Source organism: Paenibacillus nitricinens (genome assembly GCF_052056485.1).
GTDB classification, from domain to species: domain Bacteria; phylum Bacillota; class Bacilli; order Paenibacillales; family Paenibacillaceae; genus Paenibacillus_AQ; species Paenibacillus_AQ nitricinens.
In genome coordinates, this window is the sequence record NZ_CP183948.1 from 2679393 (window position 1) to 2703990 (window position 24598).

Annotated in this window: 26 protein-coding genes and 1 tRNA gene; 16 read left to right on the top strand and 11 right to left on the bottom strand. The window is 41.0% G+C overall.

Going from position 1 to position 24598, the window contains the following annotated elements; all coding sequences use genetic code 11:
• Positions 1-62: 62 nt before the first annotated feature.
• Both ACN6KS_RS11680 and ACN6KS_RS11685 read right to left on the bottom strand, forming a co-directional pair.
• Complete coding sequence (locus ACN6KS_RS11680; RefSeq protein WP_440962061.1) at positions 63-2498, bottom strand: GH36-type glycosyl hydrolase domain-containing protein; 2436 nt, start codon at positions 2496-2498, stop codon at positions 63-65.
• A 188-nt stretch (positions 2499-2686) separates the two neighbouring features.
• Complete coding sequence (locus ACN6KS_RS11685) at positions 2687-3742, bottom strand: LacI family DNA-binding transcriptional regulator (protein ID WP_094871353.1); 1056 nt, start codon at positions 3740-3742, stop codon at positions 2687-2689.
• A gap of 232 nt (positions 3743-3974) precedes the next feature.
• Here ACN6KS_RS11685 and ACN6KS_RS11690 point away from each other — a divergent pair, with 232 nt between their 5' ends.
• Complete coding sequence (locus tag ACN6KS_RS11690; protein WP_440962062.1) at positions 3975-4994, top strand: ABC transporter substrate-binding protein; 1020 nt, start codon at positions 3975-3977, stop codon at positions 4992-4994.
• A gap of 115 nt (positions 4995-5109) precedes the next feature.
• Complete coding sequence (locus tag ACN6KS_RS11695; RefSeq protein WP_440962063.1) at positions 5110-6705, top strand: helix-turn-helix domain-containing protein; 1596 nt, start codon at positions 5110-5112, stop codon at positions 6703-6705.
• Between the two features lies 1 nt (position 6706).
• Here the strand turns inward: ACN6KS_RS11695 and ACN6KS_RS11700 are convergent, their stop codons facing one another.
• Complete coding sequence (locus tag ACN6KS_RS11700) at positions 6707-6898, bottom strand: DUF6199 family natural product biosynthesis protein (RefSeq protein ID WP_094871357.1); 192 nt, start codon at positions 6896-6898, stop codon at positions 6707-6709.
• A 547-nt stretch (positions 6899-7445) separates the two neighbouring features.
• Here ACN6KS_RS11700 and ACN6KS_RS11705 point away from each other — a divergent pair.
• The 3 genes from ACN6KS_RS11705 to ACN6KS_RS11715 all read left to right on the top strand — a co-directional run bounded on the left by ACN6KS_RS11705 (position 7446) and on the right by ACN6KS_RS11715 (position 9862).
• Entirely contained in the window at positions 7446-8342 is an 897-nt protein-coding gene (locus tag ACN6KS_RS11705) for an SDR family oxidoreductase (protein WP_094871361.1), read from the top strand.
• Between the two features lie 276 nt (positions 8343-8618).
• Positions 8619-8924, top strand: coding sequence for a hypothetical protein (locus ACN6KS_RS11710; RefSeq protein ID WP_440962064.1), 306 nt, complete (start codon positions 8619-8621; stop codon positions 8922-8924).
• Positions 8925-9049: 125 nt separating this feature from the next.
• The gene (locus ACN6KS_RS11715) at positions 9050-9862 is read left to right on the top strand and encodes a YncE family protein (protein WP_440962065.1); all 813 of its coding nucleotides are present in this window, start codon (positions 9050-9052) and stop codon (positions 9860-9862) included.
• Between the two features lie 414 nt (positions 9863-10276).
• Here the strand turns inward: ACN6KS_RS11715 and ACN6KS_RS11720 are convergent, their stop codons facing one another.
• Both ACN6KS_RS11720 and ACN6KS_RS11725 read right to left on the bottom strand, forming a co-directional pair.
• Complete coding sequence (locus tag ACN6KS_RS11720; protein ID WP_440962066.1) at positions 10277-10954, bottom strand: DUF1796 family putative cysteine peptidase; 678 nt, start codon at positions 10952-10954, stop codon at positions 10277-10279.
• 80 nt (positions 10955-11034) lie between these two features.
• Positions 11035-11283 carry a hypothetical protein gene (locus ACN6KS_RS11725; protein WP_094871366.1) on the bottom strand — a complete coding sequence of 83 codons (249 nt, stop codon included), beginning with the start codon at positions 11281-11283 and terminating at the stop codon, positions 11035-11037.
• A 307-nt stretch (positions 11284-11590) separates the two neighbouring features.
• Between ACN6KS_RS11725 and ACN6KS_RS11730 the strand changes: the two genes are divergently transcribed.
• From ACN6KS_RS11730 to ACN6KS_RS11740, 3 genes are all read left to right on the top strand, one after another.
• A complete protein-coding gene (locus ACN6KS_RS11730; protein ID WP_440962067.1) occupies positions 11591-12049 on the top strand; it encodes an NUDIX domain-containing protein in 459 nt (152 codons plus the stop codon).
• Between the two features lie 49 nt (positions 12050-12098).
• On the top strand, positions 12099-12374 hold the full coding sequence (locus ACN6KS_RS11735) for a hypothetical protein (protein ID WP_042187280.1): 276 nt from the start codon (positions 12099-12101) through the stop codon (positions 12372-12374).
• Positions 12375-12451: 77 nt separating this feature from the next.
• Positions 12452-12730, top strand: coding sequence for a hypothetical protein (locus ACN6KS_RS11740; RefSeq protein ID WP_341134513.1), 279 nt, complete (start codon positions 12452-12454; stop codon positions 12728-12730).
• A gap of 338 nt (positions 12731-13068) precedes the next feature.
• Here the strand turns inward: ACN6KS_RS11740 and ACN6KS_RS11745 are convergent, their stop codons facing one another.
• Complete coding sequence (locus ACN6KS_RS11745; RefSeq protein ID WP_440962068.1) at positions 13069-13512, bottom strand: hypothetical protein; 444 nt, start codon at positions 13510-13512, stop codon at positions 13069-13071.
• Positions 13513-13954: 442 nt separating this feature from the next.
• Here ACN6KS_RS11745 and ACN6KS_RS11750 point away from each other — a divergent pair, with 442 nt between their 5' ends.
• Complete coding sequence (locus ACN6KS_RS11750) at positions 13955-14194, top strand: hypothetical protein (protein WP_094871378.1); 240 nt, start codon at positions 13955-13957, stop codon at positions 14192-14194.
• 93 nt (positions 14195-14287) lie between these two features.
• Here ACN6KS_RS11750 and ACN6KS_RS11755 read toward each other — a convergent pair whose 3' ends face one another.
• Positions 14288-14428, bottom strand: coding sequence for a hypothetical protein (locus tag ACN6KS_RS11755; protein ID WP_156113100.1), 141 nt, complete (start codon positions 14426-14428; stop codon positions 14288-14290).
• Positions 14429-14739: 311 nt separating this feature from the next.
• Here ACN6KS_RS11755 and ACN6KS_RS11760 point away from each other — a divergent pair, with 311 nt between their 5' ends.
• Genes ACN6KS_RS11760 through ACN6KS_RS11770 form a run of 3 tightly spaced genes read left to right on the top strand, consistent with a single transcriptional unit; the run spans position 14740 to position 18765 of the window.
• Positions 14740-16725 carry an AraC family transcriptional regulator gene (locus tag ACN6KS_RS11760; protein WP_094871380.1) on the top strand — a complete coding sequence of 662 codons (1986 nt, stop codon included), beginning with the start codon at positions 14740-14742 and terminating at the stop codon, positions 16723-16725.
• The gene (locus ACN6KS_RS11765) at positions 16712-17761 is read left to right on the top strand and encodes a FecCD family ABC transporter permease (protein ID WP_094878156.1); all 1050 of its coding nucleotides are present in this window, start codon (positions 16712-16714) and stop codon (positions 17759-17761) included. The genes ACN6KS_RS11760 and ACN6KS_RS11765 overlap by 14 nt, the downstream gene beginning before the upstream one ends.
• The gene (locus ACN6KS_RS11770; RefSeq protein WP_094878155.1) at positions 17758-18765 is read left to right on the top strand and encodes a FecCD family ABC transporter permease; all 1008 of its coding nucleotides are present in this window, start codon (positions 17758-17760) and stop codon (positions 18763-18765) included. The genes ACN6KS_RS11765 and ACN6KS_RS11770 overlap by 4 nt, the downstream gene beginning before the upstream one ends.
• Positions 18766-19036: 271 nt before the next feature.
• Here the strand turns inward: ACN6KS_RS11770 and ACN6KS_RS11775 are convergent, their stop codons facing one another.
• The 4 genes from ACN6KS_RS11775 to ACN6KS_RS11790 all read right to left on the bottom strand — a co-directional run bounded on the left by ACN6KS_RS11775 (position 19037) and on the right by ACN6KS_RS11790 (position 21977).
• A complete protein-coding gene (locus tag ACN6KS_RS11775; protein ID WP_440962069.1) occupies positions 19037-19702 on the bottom strand; it encodes a cyanophycinase in 666 nt (221 codons plus the stop codon).
• Positions 19703-20020: 318 nt separating this feature from the next.
• Positions 20021-20476 (bottom strand): GNAT family N-acetyltransferase, encoded by a 456-nt coding sequence (locus ACN6KS_RS11780; protein ID WP_094878153.1) that lies wholly within the window; start codon positions 20474-20476, stop codon positions 20021-20023.
• A gap of 993 nt (positions 20477-21469) precedes the next feature.
• Positions 21470-21541: transfer RNA gene (locus ACN6KS_RS11785), tRNA-Val, on the bottom strand.
• 133 nt (positions 21542-21674) lie between these two features.
• Positions 21675-21977: a phosphatidylinositol kinase gene (locus ACN6KS_RS11790; protein ID WP_094871392.1), complete on the bottom strand. Its 303-nt coding sequence runs from the start codon at positions 21975-21977 to the stop codon at positions 21675-21677.
• Positions 21978-22284: 307 nt separating this feature from the next.
• Here ACN6KS_RS11790 and ACN6KS_RS11795 point away from each other — a divergent pair, with 307 nt between their 5' ends.
• From ACN6KS_RS11795 to ACN6KS_RS11810, 4 genes are all read left to right on the top strand, one after another.
• Positions 22285-23361 (top strand): site-2 protease family protein, encoded by a 1077-nt coding sequence (locus tag ACN6KS_RS11795; protein WP_440962070.1) that lies wholly within the window; start codon positions 22285-22287, stop codon positions 23359-23361.
• Between the two features lie 104 nt (positions 23362-23465).
• Positions 23466-23678, top strand: coding sequence for a hypothetical protein (locus ACN6KS_RS11800; RefSeq protein ID WP_440962071.1), 213 nt, complete (start codon positions 23466-23468; stop codon positions 23676-23678).
• A 109-nt stretch (positions 23679-23787) separates the two neighbouring features.
• Complete coding sequence (locus ACN6KS_RS11805; RefSeq protein ID WP_094871397.1) at positions 23788-24231, top strand: GNAT family N-acetyltransferase; 444 nt, start codon at positions 23788-23790, stop codon at positions 24229-24231.
• Between the two features lie 85 nt (positions 24232-24316).
• Positions 24317-24556 (top strand): DUF3892 domain-containing protein, encoded by a 240-nt coding sequence (locus ACN6KS_RS11810; protein ID WP_042187294.1) that lies wholly within the window; start codon positions 24317-24319, stop codon positions 24554-24556.
• The last annotated feature ends 42 nt before the right edge of the window (positions 24557-24598 follow it).

Genomic DNA, 24598 nt, shown 5'->3' on the forward strand with positions numbered 1-24598 from the left:
TTTAGTTTAGATCCGCTTAATCGTTCAAACGAACGGTTGAGCGGATTTTTTAAATAAAAGCATTAACCCAGTTGTACAACTACTTGGTGAACAGCGCCATCTCCAACAGGAGTGATGATGTTACCTTCTACAGCTACGCCATCCAGGGTAAGACTAGCTACACCTTTGGAGACATGGTTTGGGTTCTGGATTTGAATCACGTAAGTATCTCCACGGAAGACACGTGTGATTTCAAAGCTGTCCCACTCTGTAGGAATACAAGGATCGATCTTCAGACCATTGAAATCGGCTTGAATACCAAGGATCGATTGAGTGATGGCTACATAGTTCCATGCAGCAGTACCAGTCAACCAGGAGTTTTTAGCTTCCCCGTGACGAACGGCATCTTTCCCTGCGATCATTTGGGAGTAGACATAAGGCTCTGTGCGGTGAATTTCGCTGATATCCTCCAGGTAAGCAGGAGCAATTTTTGCGTAAATTTCAAACGCTCTGTCGCCATGTCCAAGGACAGTTTCAGCGATCATGATCCAAGGGTTATTATGGCAGAATATACCGGCATTTTCTTTGTAGCCCGGAGGGTACGTAGAAATTTCACCGAGGTTCAGATAGTACTTGGAATAGGGTGGTTGTTGCAATACGATACCGTATTTAGTATCCAAATGCTCTTGAACAGAAGACAGCGCTTTTTCGGCTTGGCCATCTTCCACACCGATACCAGCCATAACACAGATCCCTTGTGGTTCGATGAAGATTTTACCTTCTTCGTTTTCTTTGGAACCAATCTTGTCGCCATAGTGATCATAAGCGCGCAGGAACCAATCGCCATCGAAGCCGTGTGTCAGTGTGATTTCACGCATGTTGTCAATCTTAGCTTCAGCATCCACAGCTACATCGTTAAGTCCGCGCATCCGGCAGATTTCAGTATAGTCCGGTCCAACGAAGACGAACAAGCCTGCGATAAATACGGATTCCGCAACGCGGCCTTCGATGTTGGCAGTAGTTTGGAAGGATTCACCCGGCTCAGTAGAGAAGCAGTTGAGGTTCAAACAGTCGTTCCAGTCTGCGCGCCCGATCAGTGGCAAGCCGTGAGGTCCGAGATTGTTAGTTACATGCTCAAAGGAACGTTTCAAGTGCTCAAACAGAGTAGCGGTGTTATCCGGATCGCTGTCAAAAGGAACCTGCTCATCAAGAATCGAAGTGTCGCCAGTTTCTTTAATGTAAGCAGCCGTTCCTAGGATCAACCAAAGCGGATCATCGTTAAAGCCGGTGCCGACTTCGTTGTTACCTTTTTTAGTGAGCGGTTGGTATTGGTGATAGGCACTGCCATCTTCAAATTGAGTAGCTGCGATATCAAGAATACGTTCTTTAGCACGTTCAGGGATTTGGTGCACAAATCCGAGCAAGTCTTGGTTGGAGTCGCGGAAGCCCATACCACGGCCAATACCAGATTCAAAGTAGGAAGCCGAACGGGACATGTTGAAGGTAACCATACATTGATATGGATTCCAGATGTTAACCATGCGATCCAGTTTCTCGTCGCCGCTTTGGATTTGATACTTAGACAGCAGATTATCCCAGTGAGCAGCAAGTGCAGCGAGTGCAGCGTCTACTTGAGCATCTGTAGCAAATTGCGCGATCATAGCTTCTGCTGGTTTTTTGTTGATTACGTTCAGGGATTCCCATTTATCTTCTTCAGGGTTCTCGATGTAGCCGAGCACAAAGATGAAGCTTTGTTCTTCGCCTGGTTCAAGCGTAATGTTCAGTGCATGTGATCCGATAGGGGACCAGCCGCTAGCTACGGAGTTAGTAGGTTCACCTGCAACTACAGCTTGCGGGCTTTCCAGACCGTTGTACATCCCTACGAAAGCTTCACGATCCGTATCGAAACCAGCGATTTCTTTATTTACGGAGTAAAAAGCATAGTGATTTCTGCGCTCACGATATTCTGTTTTGTGATAGATAACGGAATCCTTCACTTCAACCTCACCAGTGCTGAGATTGCGTTGGAAGTTGGTCATATCATCTTGTGCATTCCAGAGACAGAATTCGGCAAAAGAGAACAGTTTCACGGACTTTTTAGCGGAGCCAGTGTTCTTCACGACAAGACGATGAACTTCAGCATTATGACCCATAGGTACAAAAGCAAGCTGGTTCACAGAAATTCCGTTCCGTTCGCCAGTAATGGAAGTGTAACCAAGACCGTGACGGCATTCGTAGAAGTCGAGATCGCGTTTTACGGGCATCCAGCCTGGGGTCCAGAAATCACCATCGTCATAAAGATAGTAGTAGCGGCCGCCAGTATCCAGTGGGATATTGTTGTAACGGTAGCGGGTCAATCTTCTGAGACGAGCGTCTCTATAAAAGGTGTAACCACCAGCTGTATTAGAAATAAGTCCGAAAAATTGCTCATTACCAAGATAGTTAATCCAAGGGTAAGGGGTTTTAGGTGTGTTAATTACATACTCTTTACGAGTGTCGTCAAAGGTACCGAATTTCATGTGAGAAAGTCTCCTTTCGATTGTGAACGCGCGTTTATAAGTTTCAGAAAAAATTCCCTCGAGGGAAGGGAGTTTTTTTCATTGGCTTCAAGCAGGATAATTAAACAGTAACTTCAATCATCGGTACCGAATCATAGCAGCTTCACGAAAAAATATGTAGATTTCTTCAGTGAAGAATTGATCCTAAGCTATTTCTTCGGCGGTTGACAGGAATCTCTCTCCACTAAACGAGCTGGAAAGCTGATCGTGCTGAACGTAGGTTGCTGTGAATCACACAGCTCGATTACTTTTTCAACTGCAGCCTTAGACATTTCATAGATCGGCAAGCGTACAGAGGTCAGCTTAGGCTGGATACGGGATGCTAGCTGAATGTCATCAAATCCGGCAATGGAGATATCCTCAGGGATAATGATTCCGTGCTCGGAGAACGCTTCCATCGCTGATATAGCCATATCATCGTTGGAGGAGAAGAAGGCCGTTGGCAAAGATCCTCCAGAAGCAAGAAGCTTCTTGACCTCTTCATAAGCAGTCTCTTTCAGAAAATCACCTTTAAGAATAAATCTCTCATTTACAGGCAGGCCATGTTTCTTCAGTGTATCTTCATAAGCCGTATAACGCTCTCGTCCAGAGTACGTATTCATTTGACCACAGATGATGCCAATCTCTTGATGACCCAGAGAGATCAAATATTCAATTGCTTCTGTGGTGCCCTCGTAATCTTTGGAGTTTACAATGGCCAGATGATTGCGGTCCAGATGCTCCGACATAATCTCAGAAATATCATAATCAATTAATACGAGAGGAGAGTCGAGCCCAACCATTTCTCGGACGATATTAATATCCTTTTGAGTGCCGACAATGATACCGCCGTCAATCCGTTTTTGGAGAAAAGCTTGCTTTACCTTGATGAAATCGTCGGGAGAGTACACCGTATGAATCAGTACATAACATCCGCGGGCATTCGAGGTGTCGACTACGGCATCAACGAATGGAGCAAAGTAATTGTTTTGATAAATTCGGGTAGTATTCTCCTTCTCGTTCATACTGATGGCGAAGAGTCCGATCGTATCGGTCTTCTTACCGGCTAAAGCCCTTGCAAAGCTGTTCGGTTCGTACTGATGTTGCTCAATCACCCGCAGCACTTTGGCCCGGGTCTCTTCAGGGACGTTAGAATAATTGTTGATCACGCGGGATACCGTACTTCGGGAAACCCCGGCCAACTTAGCTATGTCTTCGCTGCGCATGTTTCCCCTCTTTTCATAAACGCGCGTTTATGAGTTTATTGTAAGCGAAAGCATGGTATAAATCAATCGTAAATAAAAAGAAATTTGTGAGGAAGGGAAGAAACTAGTTAATAGTTTGTATAAGATTTTTGCGGAGAAAGTGCATTGAAAGCTATAAAAGTCATGCTACTATTGTGATAATGATTATTGAGAATGATAATCAATGAAAATATAGCATTGGAGTGAAGGGATAATGGTAAGATGGGGTCGGAAGTTTTTATGGTCAGTAGTACTTATTATGGCATTGACCGCGCTGGCGGCATGCGGAACGAATAGCAATACTACGAAAGATAATGTTGCTAAAACAGAGAATGCAGAGGAATCAACCTCAGCTAGCAGCACACCGAGCGAAGGAAGTGCAAATGCTTCGGAAGAGGTTGCAACTCGGACGATTACAGGGGAATTCGGAGATGTTGAGATTCCAGTCAACCCTAAACGGGTGGCCGGGATTTACCTTGAAGATTATTTGAAGGCATTGGGGATTACCCCGGTGGTTCAGTGGTATCATCCAAGCTGGGGCAAACAGGATTACTTAAATCTTGATGTGCCAGAATTTGATATTACCGGAAGCTTGGAAGCGTTATTGGAGAAAGACCCTGACTTGATTATTGCGGACGGAGGCGCGGATGCGGCGAGGTATGAACAATATTCCAAGATAGCACCAACGTATCGTCTCCCTGAGGCGGCACTGCAGGACTCAAGACAAGTGCTTACAGCGATTGCAGATGCGCTCGGTATTCCGGAGAAGGCTGAGGCTGTACTCGCCGAGTATGATCAGAAAGTGGCAGATGGAAAAGCTAAACTGCAACAAGCTCTGGGGCAAGAAAAAGTAGCAGTGATCCGGCTCAACGTAGCGGATAAGACCTTTGCTTTGTTCGGTGTTAAAAACCGTTTTATCGGTGTGATTTATTCTCAATTTGGCCTGACACCCGTGCCTATGGCTGCAGAAATGACCGAATATCAATCTATTATTTCCGAAGAGCTTATTCCTCAGCTCGAAGCGGATCATATCATCGTATTCCCTGACAACGGGGGCTGGGATACTGAAGGGAATCAGGAAGCGATCCAAATTCTTGATGGGCCGCTGTGGAAGAGCCTGCCCGCAGTGAAGAACGGGAATGTTTATAGAATGGAACGTTCCCATTGGCAGACTGGTGCCATCACAGCCAATTCGATGAAGCTTGATGACCTGCTGGAAGCTATGGTGAAATAAACGGCAGCCGCCTTGAAGGAATAGCAAAAAGAAGGTCTATCAGCACCCTTGATAGACCTTCTTTTTTGTTTTACACTGAAGTGAATGAAAATGATTCTCAATTGGGGGCGGGAGAATGGCAAAAGATTTGCAAGACAGCAATAGAAGTAAGCTATTCTATAGCTTGATAAATATAGAGACCCAATCCCTGTCAGTAAGCGGACAGAGTGAAGTATTTCAGGATCATACGCTACTCATTGTATCGGAAGGACAGGGGTACGTTGAGGCTGAGTCGAGGCAGTTTCCACTGGAAAAAGGTACTGGGTTCTTGTTCGAACCTGGGTTATTAAGCAAAATCAATGCCGAGGGGCGGGGGCTTAGCTTTTATCGGCTTACTTTTGAAATCATCGAAACCGGGGAAAACAGGCAGAGTGAAATAGAAAGAAGGACTAAAGAGGACATCCTTCGATCTGGGTTGTTAAGCTGTAGACCCTTTTCACAATGTAAATTATTGCTAGAGGCTATCTACAATAGCCGTAGAAGCACAGATGAGATCGAATGGTTCGCAGGCCATACGCGCTTTCAGGAGCTGCTGCTGTTAATCATGCGTGCAAATTCCTCTGTCGTTCAGATCACAGGTGATCATGAGGCAATCCAGCGTTCCATTCACTATATGGAGGAACATTATAATCAAGCTGTAACCGTCGATCAACTGGCTGAAGTTGCAGGCATTACACGTGCGCGCTACACACAAACCTTTAAAGAAGTGACAGGGCGGATTCCCTTGGAGCATTTGAACGGGCTTCGTATCGAAAGGGCGCAGCAGCAGTTGCTGCTCACGAATGACCGCTTACATGAAATCGCGTTATCCGTCGGGTACAGCAATGAGTATTATTTTAATCGGCGTTTTAAAAGATCGGTTGGTGTTACGCCCGGCCAATACAGAAGCTTCCATCAGGATGGAATGAGGGTGTTCGCTCCTTTTTTGGAAGATTATCTGCTGGCTCTAGATATTACTCCTGTGGCGCAATATTCTCACGCTGAGTGGGGGAAGCAAGAGTACCTGGCTCTCCATGATGTGCCTGCGGTAGATATTTCGACTCGTAATTGGCAGGAGCTCTCCCGGTATACGCCCGAATTGATCTTGCTGGATAATGGCTTTCATCGCTGGCATCTGGAGGAGTGCAGCCGGATCGCTCCGTTGTTCAAGCTGCCTGTTCATCAAGAGGATTGGCGTGCCACATTATATTCTGCAGCAGCGGTCTTTGGCAGAACGGAGCGTGTCCAGGAAGTGATCGGCAATTATGAGCATCGGGCACAGCAAGCCAAGCAGCTGCTTACCCGTTCCGTCCATAGTCAGACCATCGCTTGTTTAAGAATCTCAGTCTACGGAATCACTCTCTATGGATGTGAGCATTTGGGGTATACAGGTAGCGTGCTTCATCATGATTTGGGCTTGCAGCCCCACAGCTTGGTTCGGAAGTTGACCCGTGGAAAGAATCGGGTGAACCTGACAAAAGAAGAGCTTGCCAATCTGACTGCGGATCATTTGTTCATTACCTTTGATCAGCTTGAAGGGGGAGGACGGGAACTGCTGGATACACAACTCTGGTGCAGCTTGCCTGCTGTGCGTAACGGTTGCGTATATGAGGTGGATTTTATGGCCTGGATGAATTACGGCGTATTGTCGCATCAGCGCAAGATTGAGGATGTATTAAGAGCGTTAGGATAAGTCAGAAACTAGACCAGATAAAAAAGAGGACAATAAGTGCCACTATACTGCTGACGCGGGTCATTAATAAATAAGCCTCACTCGGCTCAACGTCGCCTTTGATCATCCAACCGTATCTCATGTACCATCCGAATCGTGGGAAAAAGATGTTAAGTAGCGCTAACAGAACAAAGAGGAAAATAAAAAAGCCCATGATTTATCACTCCTTTATGTAATGTATACGCGAAACTGTGTGGAGGGTGTCCCGATTCATGTGTGAGTTTCCATATATTTATTTAATCTTATGTAATATAGACTGATAAAAAATGGAATTTCCTAAGGAGCGGATAAATCGTATGGAACACACAGGTCTTTTTTTCGGAGGGGGAGTAGGTGTTTTGTTCTTTTTAATTTGGATGATATCCATTGGCTTGGGAATCTACTTTTTCGTCCTGCTTGTAAAATTGACACGTAGAGGAATAGTGGCTTTAGATTTATATATCTACGCTAAAAATCATGAAATACGTACTCGTTATGAGTCGGTTCCAGACAGGTCTGAGGAAATTTAAGGCCATTAAATGATCAATGATACTTAGAGTATGAGATACCCTAGCACCTTATCAGGTTGTTGGGGTATTTTTGTGGAAATATTCAGGACTGTGCTATCGATGAGGTATGTTTAGCGGTGTACTGTTGTGTTTACATAACAAAGAGTTCGTTAAATAAAAATGGTTTTCTAAAAATAAAGGAGGAATTGATCGATGTCTAACCAATATACGATGCAAGATCCTACCACTCAGTACATCAAGGCAGGACCTGAATTTCAACAGCAGCAACAAGAGCCGGGGCTCCAGAAGAAGATGAATCCCGTACCTGATACAGGTGAAGATACCTATCAAGGCACCGGACGACTGACAGGTCGAAAAGCGATTGTTACAGGGGCGGACAGCGGGATAGGTCGTGCCGTTGCGATTGCTTTTGCTCGTGAAGGCGCAGATATTGTTTTATCCTACATGCCGGAGGAAGAAGAAGATGCTAAAGAGGTTCTCAAGCTGGTGCAGGAAGCAGGACGTACCGCAATCGCCATTCCAGGTGATCTAAAAGATGAGGAATACTGTGAACAGCTCGTCGATACTGCGGTTAAGCAGCTAGGAGGAATTGATATTTTAGCCAATATCGCGGGCAAGCAGCAATTCGTCCCCGATATTGCTGATCTTACTACCAAGCATTTTGACGATACCTTTAAGACGAATGTGTATGCCATGTTCTGGCTGTGCAAAGCGGCAGTGAAGCATATGCAACCAGGCAGCACCATCATCAACACTTCTTCCATCCAAGCCTATAACCCCTCGCCGATTCTATTGGACTACGCGACGACCAAGGCTGCTATCAATACATTCAGTAAATCTCTCGCCCAGCAAGTCGCTGATAAGGGGATTCGAGTTAATGTAGTGGCTCCAGGTCCTGTATGGACACCTCTTCAAGTGGTGGGTGGACAACCGGAAGAGGTACTGAAGGAGTTCGGTGCGAACACACCACTAGGTCGTCCGGGACAGCCTGCAGAGATGGCTCCGGCATATGTATTTCTTGCTAGCCAGGAATCAAGCTATATCAGTGGCGAAACGCTAAATGCCAACGGAGGAACTCCAACCCCATAAAAATACTCTGCCGAATATGGATATAGTAAAATATCAGCAAATCATACAAATACAAAGTACCCTACTAATTTTAGCTGTGGGGTGCTTTTGTTTTTATATGGAGTAAGGTGTATTATAGATTTTGAACCTATTTATTCCATTTAATGCATAGAATATTATCTACATATGATCAAGATTGTCGAATACATAGATTTCCTGCGATTACCCGAGAAATATTTGAGTTGGTATAAGGTTTAGAGTTTAGTATAGAACATAGAAAGAATTAGGAGCTGTATTATGCGTAAAAAGAAAATAGCAATACTCATCATTTCCTTTGTAATGATCATGGCGTGTTTTTCATCAGGAGCAGTTTTTGCGGATAAAGAAAACGGAGCTGTAATGGATAGTGGAACAAAGGAAAGGCTGATGGAAAAGTATGATCTTGCAGAGCCTGAACTTATAAATCCAAAATCACTTTGGAGCCAAAGTGATTTTGGAGTCAGTAACCCTATTGCTATATTTGTAAGTATCAGTAGGTTATATCTGAACCCATATGTTTTTGCTGCGCAAGAAATGATTAATTATTTGATGGAAGATAACTAATGATTTCGCGAAAGTATTAATACGGTGAAAACACAAAAGAAATACACTTATATGTGAACTCTTGTACTACAGAATAGATAGTGCTAAGAGAATTAAAATATAATCATTTACATATAGGGGGCACCGTGAAAAAAAATATCGTTGTTCTATGCCTTGCATTTGGTTTAAGTGGGCTCTTATCTTCTCATTCCCTTGCTGTTGAGAGTTCTTATGAAGGAACAATTAAAATGAAAAAACCATTTAGGGCGTGGCAAGGTGTGGGATCTAATGGAAAGACCGTGTATGTCACCTCAGACCGTTCGGAAAAGCTCACTCTTTCAAATACAATTTCTGTTTATGATCTTGATGGCAATTATATAAAGGAGATAAAAAGAGCATACACCGGAACGGACAGTCATAATCGGTTTATGTCATTTGGTGATTGTTATGTTTCTAGTGGTTTTTTATATGCCACTGTCTATAATTTTAATTCAGCACCACCAGAGAATGAGCGAATTAGTAGAATAGTCAAGTACAGCTTACCGGATTTAAAACAAGTCGATGTATTCGATATCGGTGATGGAACGGCGGAATCGTTAGCAAAGTTTAAAGGATTTTTCTGGATAGTATATCATGACAAAAATGAGATTAGAAAATTTGATGCCCAATTCAGACTGCTAAAAAGATACCCACTTTCAGGAATATTTGGAGATGAAGGTGGATATCAAGGCATTTTCTTTGATGGGGAAAATCTTTATGCAAATCTACATGGCTCAAATAAATTTGGGGAAAAGTATGCTCAGGGGTTGGATAAGTATCATTTTGAGGGTTATTCTTTCAAGCTTATAGAGAGGGTTAAACCTCCTACCTATGGAAGTGGTCAAGGTGTAGAGAAGGTCGGAAATTTAATTTTTTGGGTAGATCGTCCTGGTAATCAAATCATTGTTCAAAAATTATAAAAAATATTAGTGAAAAAGAGTTGTTACCAGCTCTCATAGTCGTTGGTTTATTCTGGTATTATCCAAACGATCTCGCAAATACCACAAAAATCTTCTGCCTCGTGTATATAAAGTTATATGGTCTGGTTAACATCAACGACACATCCGCTAATTCCACCACGTGTGGTTTCATGAACAACTTGTTTGCCATTACGCTCTTTAGAGTTTCTACGACACATGTATCAATAGAGGAGATTATAACGGATTGAGGAATTTGTTTCATTTGATACATTTGAAAATTATTCAATGGATTACCTTCTAGAATTTTATACGGTATTCTATGAACCCGCCCATTTTATGTTCTAGGCATATCATTATGTAGTCTTATACAACATTAATGACCCATGAGAGGGTCATTTTTTAATAAGAGATAAATTAATCGCTCGTTACTTGTATATCTTTCAAAATATAATCCCAGCTAGCATAATCGTTCATATCATCAGGAAATTCTAACACACAAATATGATTAATATTCCAATGGATTTCTCGTACTGATGTTAATTCACGAACGGGATAAAGGATAAGGACAGTGAATTCGTTCGGCTTTAATATATCAGACAAAATCGCTTGTAGCTCTACAGCCTGTTCGTATGTGGCGAACCATCTAATGAATAGAATTTTTTTACTGCATAGTAATTTGTCCCAAAATCTCTTAATTCGTAGATCGAGCTTTGCTTTATAAGATGGATAGGTCGTAGACCAATGCTTACCCAAGGTGATTGGAAAATCATGTACCGAGATAATGTTATAAAAGGTATCCTGAATAAAATATGATTTCACTAAAGCATTTTTGTTCCCATTAGGATAAGCAGGTACGCCATCCTCTAGAAAAAAATGTGTCTCCTCGAGCATTTGCAGATTTGTTAACTCCATGAAATTCTGAAATCTATTTTTATAAAGTCTGTTTACATCAGTTAATGAATAAGAAATCATCCAGTCGAGAGGCATGGAGAATGTTCTCAGGTTATTTCTTTGCATATTTATAGCAGGAGCACAAGACATACCTAAGCTTACAATTAAATCATAGCTCTTTTTTCCATCTTGTAAGTTCATGGACTCACCTAATTTCAATCAGATTCAGATTCTATTTAACGCTAAAAAAAGAGCAGCAACTTAACTGCCCCTTAAAAATATTAATGGCGTTGTAGCAGCAAATAGCCGCTAATCCTTGAAGTTTTTTTACGAAATACCACTTTAAAACCAACGTCATTATCTAATAAACAAGCTAAGGCGGTGTCAAGTAGCCCGTTGGGTCTTAAGCTAGGTCGACAAGGCTCAGCATTTCCAATGATGCGGACAGAAATAATCCTACGCGCAGAGCCACGAACCAAAGGATTTTTGCTCCAAGTGATCAACACTAAATCAGGTTGACGAGTTGCCATTCTGATTCACCCCTTTCTATTAAGCTTCTCTATATAAAATGCACAATAGATTGTAATGTGCTAAACAGAAGCGGAGTGAGTGTGAGGAAGTATTCTGTCAAGTGTATGGACTAAAAACAAGAGTTACTCTTGTTTAATTTAGGTTTTCAGAATACAATAAAGTAAATTTATGGTATGTTCGACTAGTATAACTTGATGACCTCAAGGGAGTATATATTTCATAATACCGTACGCGAGGAGTATTTGATCAATGATCAAATACTTTTTTATTATCGTTAATAAGAAGCTAAATAGGGGGACATGATGAATGAAGATAGGGAAACCGATTAGAAAGAAAGTATACGGTTTTATTTTGCAAGACAATGAAGTTGGAGTAAAAACCTTATTAGTTTATCTGAATGTACCAGAAGTACCCTTTAGATTAGTAGGTGGTAATGTCGATGCCGGGGAAACAGAAGAAGAAGCCTTATTCAGGGAAATTCAAGAAGAAAGTGGACTTAAACAATTTAAATTAGTAAAGAAAATAGGAACACAATATTATTATAAGGATTATATAGAAGCAAATGTTGAAAGATATGACTATCTTCTGATTCCAGAAACAAGATTACCTGAAAAGTGGAGATTCACTGGAGATGGTGAAGGAGAAGACTGTGGAACTGTTTTTAACTACCAGTGGATAAAACAAGATGAAATATACTTATTAGATAAAGAGTTTAGAGAATATATGTCGGAAAAATATATACAAGAATTGTTCGGGAATGGATAGGAGGTAACTATCATGTCCATTATATGATCCTTACTCTGAGGTGATAGATATGAATAATCGTAAAATCTTCTCTTTTCTTCCTTTGATCATATTTTTATTTATAATATGGTACCTTTTGATGGCAGGTACATCTGCTGTTGTTAATGTAGTGTCAGTAGATAAAAGAGAAATAGTAGTACAAAATATGAGCGGTGATCAAACTACAGTCACAATCCCAAAAGGAATATTTAAGTTGATTAATATAAATGAGGAGTACTTTGTTTCCTATAATAGTAGAATAGGGCAAAAACCTTTTTTAACTTCAATAGAACCAAGTGCTAAATGATTATTGGAAGCAGATTTAACAATAGAACTTATGAATGAAACGGCTGATATATAAAGCTTGAAATTGGTGGGATTACTTTGCGTGTAGTTAAGCATATTATGTTATGGTTTGTTTCGACGATTTTATTCACCTTGGCCACTTTTGGATTAGAGCTATGGGAAGGAAATAAAATCAACACGACTGAATACTATGGGGTTCAAAATATAGGGTTTGTTTTTATTTTCTTAGCATTTCTTTTTTCAGCCCTTCTTTACCCAATTATAATTTTTCCTTTCTCTTGGGTTGTTCACAAATCCTTTGGTATTGCCGGTACCATTTATGTCTTGGTGGATTATTATCTTGATCAGAGGAGTTGAATATATGAGTTATTTTGAAAGAGTTAATAAAATATCAAATATTTTATTTTGTGTTTTTGGATTGTTTTTTATTTTGATTATAATTTTCTTTTCGACTAGCAGCTTCTCAGAAATCTTGCGTTATAATTTCACAAATGACTTAAGAGGAGCACTGATTACAGTCATTTGTTTTATGATCTCTTTATTTTCACTTGTACTGGGCATTACTTTGAAATGTCTTGTAAAAGACTCTGATGAAACGATCCAGCTTATCGCCACAAGAATAAAGTAGTTGTTGAAATTTCAGCATGTATAACAAATCCCTGCAACCTGAGGGGTTGGCAGGGATTTGTTTTTATCTAAGAATTGGATAATTTATCTACCTCATCACTAAAAGCATCCTGGTACTGATTGAATATTCCTGTATCTAATTTAGTGGTAGCATCATATGCTATAGGAGGAGTATCTTGGATTTGCTTGTACATACGATCAATCTCACCAGAGAGCTTAGACCAGATGTTTTTAATTGAATCGTATTTTGCATCCAGGTTGTTGATGTAATTATCGTATTCTAATTTTGTACTCATCGCTTTTCCTAATTGTTCAATTGTAAAATCTATATCTATGGCTTCACCTGTAGAGCTAGTTCCTGAACTTGCATACCAACTGATATCAACAAATCCAACATTCCAAATATCTGAAATGACAAAATTACTAATTTCTTTAAGTGTCGCTTCAGGAGACTGTTCAGTTGTACCTGAATCAGATGTGTTATTTACAGGCTCTTTGAAGAATTTTCTCATTTCGTTAAAGGGTTCTTTATTCTTGTCATTAGACGAATATCCCCAACCAATTTTATCATCCTTAATAAAAATTATAAGTTCACTACTTGAGGACGACTTTTCACCTTGAATTAGGACGATTTTATCTTTTCCACCATCTTTGTCTGTATAATCAGCTGATTCTATTATAGGAATGGTAATCTATGTATGATGAAACCATTATATTGGATATTCGTATTCCTATAAAATGATGTTGAAAGGTCGTGTGCGTGATGGATAACGGGTATTTTGTGGGTTGGGGCACGTTAGCATTAATAAATGCCGGGTTAGCGCAAGGTAAAAATAGAAGTGGTTTAAACTGGTTTTTAATTTCTTTGCTTTGTGGCCCATTGGCTACATTTTTTCTTGTAATATCGAGTAAGCTGCAAATTCATTAGCCCATAATATTTCGGGAGGGGATTTTTTGCTGAAAGCACTAAGGCTGTTCGGTATTCTATTTAGTGCAGCAACAATCATTCTGGCAATATTTTTTTTCCGTGATCAGGATCAAGTGATTATGTCTTGGACAATGATGGGGATGTGCGGAGCTCTGATTTTTAATGGCGGAGCTACCTATTTTAAAACTAAAGATAAAATGGCTGCTCTGTCTTCGATTGTTGGGATAGTACTCTTAATATTCTCGCTTACTCAATTTCCTTTTTAATAAAATACCCCATCAACCTATAAAGGTCGGTGGGGCTTTTTTACGTTTTATTTCTTTTTCAATCAAGTTATAGTAGGTTGCTGCAGGCTAAGCTTATTTCTTTTTCTTCTTTGTGGGTCCGATCTGGCGCCTTACTTTATTGTTCTCATCAACCTCGATAATATAAATGTCTTTCACTGTACCGGAAAGAGTAAACCATTCACGTAGAGCATCAGCTTCAGTCATTGGTCCCAATATTCGTTTCCCCCTATAACATATAAAAAACACTCCTACTCCTTAGTGAGTTTGCGAAAATGCAATAGTCCTCAATACGATACTCATTAACTATTTTCAGTAAGTCTCATTATTTTATATTAATGCTAAATTATAGGGGATGCAATATTGAGAGATTGTTCCTGTTTAGTTCAAATACATTTATAAAAGAAATCACTAAACAGCGATTGACAAAATAGATGAGCTGCCTAATACTAATTGATAATCATTATCAATGTTTAAAATGTAATTAACTTAAATAGATTGTGTAACGGATCGGAGTGAAATGCAAGATGAAGTTGGAAGATCATATTGCCGCATGGAATTATGCAGCCGTTAAAGTGCTGGATATTCGACATGCTGTGATGGAGCCTGGGGACAAGCTGCAAGGCTATATATTACCTGCATGTGGATTTATCTACTGTGTACGGGGTGCGGCCAGCTTGAATCTCAACGGTATAGATTACGAAGCAGACCGTCATTTTATTGTGCATGGTGGCAAGGGTATGAGACTAAGCATAGAGGCAGGGAAGATTTTTGAATACTATTTATTATTCTATAGAGCCTCCTTACCAGGAAGAAAGGATTTAGCAAGACTTTTGGAACGAAGCAACCCATTTCGGATGCAGTATGGCTTCGAGTCTTTGGAGCCATTGCCACTGCACTATCAACTAATGGCAATGGAACAACTCTGGGCACAAGGAAGCTTATTGGAAAGAATTCAAGTTAAAGGCTTGTTCTATCAGTTTATACATGAATTATTAAAGCAGTTTACAAAGGATGGAATTAACCTCAGGCAACCGGATGTCATTGGGCAGGTTGTCCGTTATATTGAGGTGCATTATCGTCACAATTTATCACTAGAATCTATAGCGGAGCAATTTAATTATAGCCCTCGTCATTTATCAACGCGTTTTAAAGGAGAGACGGGGTTCAGCTTGATCGAATATTTGATACGATACCGGCTTGAACATGCAGAAGAGCTATTACGATGTACCGATGCTCCACTTCGCGATATTGCAGAAGAAGTTGGATATAGCGATGTGTATTATTTCAGTCGTATGTTTAGTAAATACAATGGTCAATCTCCCATCCGATTCCGCAAGGAAAGCAGGCAGGTGAGCTTATCGGAGAATCGTCCATTTACCACCGCCAGATTCTCCATTGGCGAGAACATATCCTCCCGATATAATGTTGTTGAATATGATAATCATTATCACTACTGTTATCATAATAAAATAACCGGAGGGTCTTCACCTATGCGAATAACAAAGACATCAAGTTTTATTGTAGCGATGCTGCTTAGCTTTACCTTGCTTTTAAGTGCATGCGGATCTGCAAACGTTGGTTCTAATGCCACGAATTCTAAGGGATCCAAAGCTTCTGAAGTTACATCATCATCAGCTAATAATTCAATTGCAACTGACAATAACAATAAAGAGGCTCAGACAAGAACTATCTCTACGGTAAAGGGAGATATTGTCGTTCCAGCTAATCCAGAGAGAGTTGTCGTGTTATACCTTCAAGGGGATCTTGTTGCCCTCGGCATTAAGCCAGTAGGTACTTCGAGTGTCTTTGAAGGAGCGGCCTTTGCCGAAGAGCTGGGGGGTATTGAAGATCTTGGTTCATGGTATGAACCTAATCCAGAGGCTATTATGGCAGTAAAGCCGGACTTGATCATAGCTGCTTCTGAAGAAACTTACGAAATCCTTAAGGATATTGCACCGACCATTCCAATTCCTTATGAAAAAATGGCGACAGACGAACGTATAATGAAGATTGGTGAGGTATTTGGCAAGGAGCAGGAGGCACAAGCTTTATTAGATAATTTCCACGAGAAGTTGGAGAAAAGTAAGCAGAAGCTTGATGAACTTGGAATTTTAGATAAGACAGTAACCATTATCGAGGGCGGCAAAAAAGAGATGGCGGTAATCGATAGCAAGCTTTACGGAAGAGGTTCTCAGATTATTTACGAATACTTAGGACTAAAAGCACCAGAGATTCTTCAGAAGAAGATTGATGGCAGGGAGAAGGCTACTGGAGGGTTTGTTTCCTTAGAAGTGTTACCTGAGTATATAGGAGACTTCGTGTTCCGTTCTGTATGGGATGGGGCTGATGATTTGTCGGACAACCCCATTTGGAACAGCATTCCAGCAATCAAAGAAGGTAGATTGATCGAAATTGGGTTTGATTTTTCATATTATTCAGATATCTACTCTCTTGATAAGCAGCTAGATTTTGTAGTTGAGAAGCTAGTATCAGCGTATGAAAAAAAATAGAAAGCTAGATGATAGAACAGCTGTTATTCCTAATTTAAGAGGGAAATCGTATTTCGGTCTGTTTTTACTCCTAGGGATATTGCTGCTGCTACTTTCAGTAGCGGCTTCTATCTCTTTTGGCTCTGCTTCCATGAGCCTGAAGATGGCATGGGCAGCGATTTTTAATTTTGATCCTGAACTGACCGAGCATCAGATTATCCATGCCCTTCGTATTCCACGTACGGCGGCTGATATTATTGCGGGCATGTGTCTCGCGGTAGCAGGAGCAGTTATGCAAGGCTATACGCGAAATCCCTTAGCCGATTCGGGATTAATGGGAGTAAATGCTGGAGCTGCTCTTGCAATGGCCGTTACATTAGTTTTCCTTCCAGGGCAATTGCAGACGACAACCTTGCTAGTTAGCTTTATTGGCGCAGGACTTGGTGCAGGATTAACGTATCTTGCTGCTTCAATGAATCGTTCAGGAATGACACCTCAACGATTGGTGCTAGCTGGAATATCCATTACAATGCTATTTGGAGCTGTGGGATCATTTATCTCATTAAACTATGGAATTGGTCGTGCCCTTGCTTATTGGACCTCGGGAAGTGTGGCTGGAGCAACATGGATGGAAATTAAGCTAGTTATTCCTTGGTTCTTAGGTGGGCTGGCTTTATCATTATTCATTGCACGCTCTATCACTGTTTTAAACTTGGGGGAAGAGATCGCGAAAGGATTCGGGCAACGGATCGTTCTCGTTAAGATGATAGCTACGCTTGCGGTCCTTTTACTAGCGGGTGTAGCTGTTGCACTTGTTGGGCCAATCGGCTTTGTAGGGTTGATTATACCGCATATCATGCGTTTTTTTGTAGGTGTAGATTATCGTTATATTATTCCGGCATCAGCCATTTACGGCGGCGCACTTATGGTTGTAGCGGATATCGCAGGAAGGCTGATTAATCGTCCGGCAGAGACAGCACTCGGCATTATTTTTGCAATGATTGGTGTTCCTTTCTTCTTGTTAATTGCGAGCAAAGAGAGGAGAGCCTTCAAATGAATGTTGTTAAATCGCATAAGGCTACAATATGGATTCTATCTCTCATAATACTGCTCATTGCAGGAGCTATTCTTAGTCTTAATATGGGAAAGGTGTCTCTTAATCCACTTGAAGTATTTCAAGTATTGCTTGGACAAGGTCCAGAAGAGCATAATCTCGTTGTTTATAAGTTTCGTCTTCCTCGGATCGTATTAGCGATACTTGTTGGATTTGGGATGGCACTGGCAGGTGCTGTTATGCAGGCTTTGCTGCGCAATGATCTGGCTGATCCCGGCATGCTTGGTATTAGCTCAGGTTCAGGTCTTATGGTGTTGCTGATTATCTCAACAGTAGGTATTCAAGGCACCGCTATAACATTATTACTACCAGCTATGGCATTCTTGGGTGGTTTGCTGGCAGCAGCTCTGATATATGTTCTAGCCTATAGAAAACGTCGTTTGATTTCTTCTACACGACTTGTCTTGACTGGTGTTGCGATTAATATGGGGTTAAGTGCCCTGTCGTTATTCCTGACTTTAAAGCTGGATGACCAGAAGTATGATTTTGCGCAGCGTTGGCAAGCAGGATATTTATGGGGGGACAAGTGGTCTTATATCAGCTTATTAGCACCTTGGGTATTGCTGCTATTCGCATATATTATTTCCAATTTCAGGACATTGAACGTCTTGGTGTTAGGCAATGAAATTTCGATAGGCTTAGGAGTCGCTGTAAAGAAGAAATTTTTGCGTCTGGCGATTGCGGCTGTAGGCATTGCTTCTGGTTGTGTAGCGCTCGGGGGCTCGATCTTCTTTATTGGATTGATTAGTCCGCATGTGGCTCGCAAGCTGGTAGGTCACGACTACAAAGTACTTCTGCCAGCTTCAGCACTTATTGGTGCGCTATTGCTGCTTGTAGCGGATACGATTGCTCGGACGGTCAGCTTTAAGTCGGATATTCCAGCAGGGATTATTGTAACAATGCTGAGTGTGCCTTACTTCCTATATCTATTGATGCGTTCAAAATAATATCGGTGTTCTTTCCAATGTATAAAAAAGACTTCATTTTGGGTTTTTCCGCGAACTCTTATGATGTTTCTAAATTCCTCTTCTTGGACTTATCTTCAGCTATCATGCAACCCTGATGCTTGGTGTACCAAGTAGAATTACGACTGAGTGGTTAATTGAACTATCTTGTCCCGTTAGTTCAATAAAATGAGCAACTAGCATCTGCCGGAAATAGAAAGACCGCCATTGAAGGCGGTCTAAAAAATTCATCATTTCTGCCCGACAATCCTAATTAGAGCGTCTCAACCAATTTCTGAATCTTTGAGCGGGAAATTAAATATAAAGGACCCATTATTTCTATTTTGCCGTCCTTTACACGTATAGCGCTCTCCTGTTCTGCCGCGTAAACATCAATCTCTTCAGATAAGGGGAACAGATAGCCTTGAACAAACGTGGCGTAGTCACGTTGAGAATGAGATTCATAGGCAAAATAATCAAAGCCAATACCATCATAAATAGTACTTGTTTGAGCTTCATCAGTGTTATTCAAGCTTAACCATTTTGCAGCCATGTTTAACGCACCGGCGCTGGCACCCATTATAACGGCATTGCTGTTCTTAATAACATCCGATAATTCATAATCCGCCAAAAAATCGTTCTGCAAAACAGGATACCCACCGCATAAAAAAATGACAGAAGCGTTTTGAATTAATCGCCGGGCATCTTCCTTCTGCATGCGGTAATCAATGAAATGATATTCTTCAAAAATAATATTAGCCTGATTCAACCATGTCCATTCAGAAACATCATCAAAGTTAATTTGCTCACCTGTATAACCAGACGGATCAGCGCTAATCATAACAAGCGATTTTCTGTCTTGTATATCCTCATGCAAATAATGGACCAGCTTCTCTGGAAAAAAATTATTAAACCAACTGAAATAGTAGTGAGTACTCAAACTTAATTACCTCCATATGTATTATTAACATTCATCCATTCTTAACGAGAAAACATATTATACACGCTAGAAAGAGAACAGTTCTAAATCGAACACTAGATTACTATAACATGCAATTTAAGTATGAGAATTATGTTTCCACGTTATCCTGCCCGCTAGATGATGCACAGTACGAAGGTACAGATCATTAAGGGAGTAGGCGTATCCCTTCTCTTATAAAGGTTATGACAAAGCAGACGCATGTAGCGCACCAGAAGTGACAGGACTTAACTAACGTTCCTCGTTAGTTAAGTCCAAAACAAACCATGTTGCGATAAATTACTTTATAGTGTCGTGCTCATAAATTTTGGTGGGTCGTCCCCATTCGAAATTATCTAAACCGACTTCTCTGAATCCATATTTCTCATAATAACGAATATGGTCGGTCGTTATATAAACCTTCGTATATCCTAATTGCCCCACCATTTTTCTGGCATGCTCCAACAATACTGAACCTAAACCTTGCCCTCGCTCATTCTCGTCAATGAACAAAGGTGCAATCCATGGCGATAAATCTTTACGAATTATATACTCCTGCACAATCAATTGATAAAATCCAATTATTTTGTCGTTTTTCAATAGCAGAAATGTAAATGGCAAACCATCTTTAGCCGATAAACTTTCGTCAATTTTAGGGAGGACTACCTTCTTTACATTTGGCCATTTTTCTTTAACATATTCAGCAAACTCTATATAACGCTCTGGACACTCTATTATAGATTTAATAACTTGCATTAAGCCACTCCTTTATAAATACGTTTCTTGATGAGTATCACTTTCAAAAAAGGTGCTTTCAGATTACATCTTAAGTTAACTGCGGGGAACGGAAAGTTTATTTTAAGTTAAACTATACTGCCAGTTAGCATAAAGAAGCATCTTCATCGAAAGTCATATTAATTGTTGCACTGCACGAAGATATGAACCAGTAAGACACAGATCGTGAAGGAGCAAAGAAAAGAGGATGTTGATTGATATGCAACTTGATCTATTTGAAGTAAGTTACCGAAGATACAGGGACAGAGAGGGGAATAGTCCTCCTCTTCCACAAGAAGGATATAAGAAATGAGGAAAATAACTTTCGTAAACAACAGAGGTTGGGGCGAACAGAGTAGATACACGGAAGTTCAAGAGTTTAACGATGAAGCTACAGAAAAAGACATCCAAGAGGTTTATATAGATTGAGTTTGGGAACAGATCGGAGACAATTTCACCTGGTTTGAGGGGGAGGAAGCCCAATGACACAAAGGGACTGACAAAAGGATATGGAGATGTGCGATGCGGTTACTAAACGCACCTACTTATACTAAAATTTAGGTGGAGAGCATTTTACAAGTTGGCTTTAGAGCTGAAACTCGTATAAGAAAAAGAACTCAATAAGGAGGGCAAGGATATTTGCAAGAAATAACCGAGAAACAAAATCTTAATTGGGACAGCTTACCTATGACACTCCGCCCGAACACTTAAAGATAATGAAAATGAGTCAAGCCAAGCTGTACGAATTCTTAAGAGATACACCTTTTTATGCTGCAAAAGCAGGAAGGGAATTATATATCATTAAAGCGGAATTTGGAGATTGGTTGGAGGGTAGAAGCGATATTTTCCCAGAGGATCAGATGAACTGATTCGAAAAGTAAATCGCGATTCGTATCAAATTCGTATCACAGGGGTTTTTAATAGAATATAAGTGAATAAAAACAAAAAAGCCTTGAAATTCAAGGCTTTTTTCTATAGGACGGATGGGGTTCGAACCCATGACCCCTACCCTGTCAAGATAGTGCTCTCCCGCTGAGCTACCGTCCTGCGACGAATTTCATAATACCATACGATAGAGTAGGATGGCAATTCTTTTTTTACAATCTATAGGGAGGATAGTTTACATAGTCTTTAAAATAATAAAAAAAGAGGATGACTCTAACATCCCCTTTGCACTATCTCAGATAAAGAACGGAAGTAAAAACAAATCGCTTATGCCGTAAAAAGGAATGCGTCGTGGATAGAAGCGACGTCTTGGGTAAAAACCTGGGCGGAAGCCAAATTGTCTGTACGCCGATTCTTTTGTAGGCATTCCGTTCATGTGTTCAACCATTTCATTGCTTGGAACCGCAAGGGTAACATAATTTTGATCTACATGAGCAATAAAGCCGTCAAATGATTGACCGTCAGTCATTGTAACACCAACGTATTTGTTCATACAATTCCAACAGACCTGTTGATGAAAATTTGTATTTGATTCCATGGAGAACCTCCTCAATTGTTTAAATCCTGATAACAGTCTATGGCCCTTAGCCTACAATGTTCACGGCGTTTGCCTAGAAGGTGATCATTAAAATCGAGGAGGAAAAACTTTGAAGTGCAAGCATCTTCCTCACCCCCTAATTTTGAACCGGGCGCGTTGGCCATACTTGTCCCATTCCATCTTTAAAGTTGCGTCGTATACTTAGCCAAGTGCTTTTTTATGGAAATACTCCTGCAGCGCTTATGATAAAATGGATGGTAATGTACAGAAGTTAGATAAAAATTGAAAGATAAAGGGGCTTGAGATCTTGCCGCAAAATGAGCAGAAAAAGGATTCTTCCACGCCATGGAAATGGTTGGGAGGCGGGGCGGCGATGCTCCTGTTTAAAGGAAAGGCGATTTTGTCTCTTCTGAAAATAGGTAAAATTGCCGGGCCGTTAATATCAATGATGATTTCAATAGGGGCTTATGCTTTGATTTACCCGTGGGGGTTTGCCGTGGGCTTTGTCCTGCTCTTGCTAGTCCATGAATTAGGACATGTAATAGCAGCGAAACGGATCGGGCTTCCAGTCAGCGCTCCGCTATTTATACCGTTTTTGGGAGCTTTAATTACAATGAAGAAACAGCCGTTGGATGCCCAGACAGAAGCTTATATTGCTTTTGGAGGTCCGATCTTAGGAACCATTGGGGCTACAGCCGTTTTTGGGGCGGCTTATTACATGGATAGTCCACTTCTCTATTCCTTGGCTTACATAGGTTTTTTACTTAATCTGATCAATCTGCTGCCGATTCACCCGCTTGACGGTGGCCGTATTGCAACCGCGGTGACGCGCTGGCTGTGGCTTGTGGGGCTCGTGGGTGGTTTAGCTATCATCATCTATATGCGTTCGATCTTATTCTTTATTATTTGGGCATTATTTGCTTACGATCTGTATAACAAATATGTCAAGAGACGCACTAACAAGCGCCTTTATTCTGTAACGAAGAGTTTCTTAATTCCAGTAGTGCCACTTAGAGATGCAGGCTACATGATTCCAGGACCAGAGCATAGAAGAGATTTACCTTTTACTACTTACAGTGATTTGGAAAGACAGCAGTATGTAGGGGTGAGATGGGATCAGCTGAACTACATTGGTAGAGCTACGCTTCCGCAGCAATGCATCATTGAAAAGGTACGTATCTCGCAGCTAGAGCCTGTGACCTTAGAGAATGGGCTTCATCTTAAGATGAATTGTGATATCAGCTATTCGGTCTATGAGAACGATAAGTATTACGATGTGCCGGCTAGCTTACGCTGGAAATACGGTATCGCTTATTTTGTATTAGCTGGCTTTCTGGCAGGAATGATGTACATGGTCCATGCTGTTGGAAATGTGAATTTATAAGGGATAGGATCGGGCAATGAAGTGATTCAATGGTTTATAAAACTCCTGAAACGTCAAAGCTGTAAAGAGAATAACTGCAGTTGAGCGGTGAAAGGAGTAAAACCATGTCTAAATTTATGAAATGGGGAGTCAGTGTTTGTCTGCTGTTACTGATAGTTTTGGGAGGATGTTCCGAGGCGAAGCCAACAAAAGTCATGGAAATCAAAGAAATGACTAACCTGGATGGAAAGCCGAAAGGTCAGTATCCTCCATTGTCACCAGTGATGCAAGACACATACAATCGTTCGATTCCTGAAGAAGTATATTCTGCAGATTAGTGCAGCGTAGAAGACGATTTCTCATGCTCAGGCTTTTCTTTCTAGTCGAATTTTTATATAATAGACAACTATCGTTGGATACATAGAGAGAGAGGAGTTTGGGACTAACATGGCGGCAGAAATCTTACGGGTAACTACAGAGGAACAGCTTCAGATGGGGCTGGATATTCGTACCAAAGTATTTGTAGAGGAACAAATGGTACCGGCTGAGGAAGAAATTGATGAATACGATGTTATCGGTCCGAATGTGCACCATATTCTAATTATAGATGAAGGTGTACCTGTGGCTACGGGAAGATTGATTTATTACAAAGCAGGTACAGCCAAAATGCAGCGTATCGCCGTACTGAAAGATTATCGAGTCAAAGGATACGGACGTGTTCTGTTGCTTGCGATGGAAGAGCTTGCTCGGGAACTTGGACTGGATGCTTCGATTCTTGATGCACAGTGCCAAGCTGAGAATTTCTACAAGAAGCTGGGATATGAAGTGATTTCTACGGAACCTTTTTATGACGCAGGTATTTTACATGTACGGATGCAGAAAACTCTTTAAAAATAGTGCACATAATTTACCGTTCCATGAAGCAAGCTAGGATGTGCCATATGATGGCAAATCCAAGTGCAAGGGGCGAGCTGAAGTGCCAAATAACGAACGCGAAAGTTTCGTAGCTGTACAGAAAAATGGAGACGGAGATTTAACCAGTTTCCAGACCTCTACAGGACGTGTCCTGGCGTATGACCAAGCGCTTCAAGAAGTACAAGCCGGAAATATTGCCGGAGTGAATGCTTTTAAAGGTAAAGACGGAGGAACTTATATTCGCGGCGACGCGGATGGGGACCCAACCAACAATTTGGACAATCTTCCGAGTTTCTCATAGTTCTAAAGGTAAAGACCGTACATACGTCATCGGACGTCAATG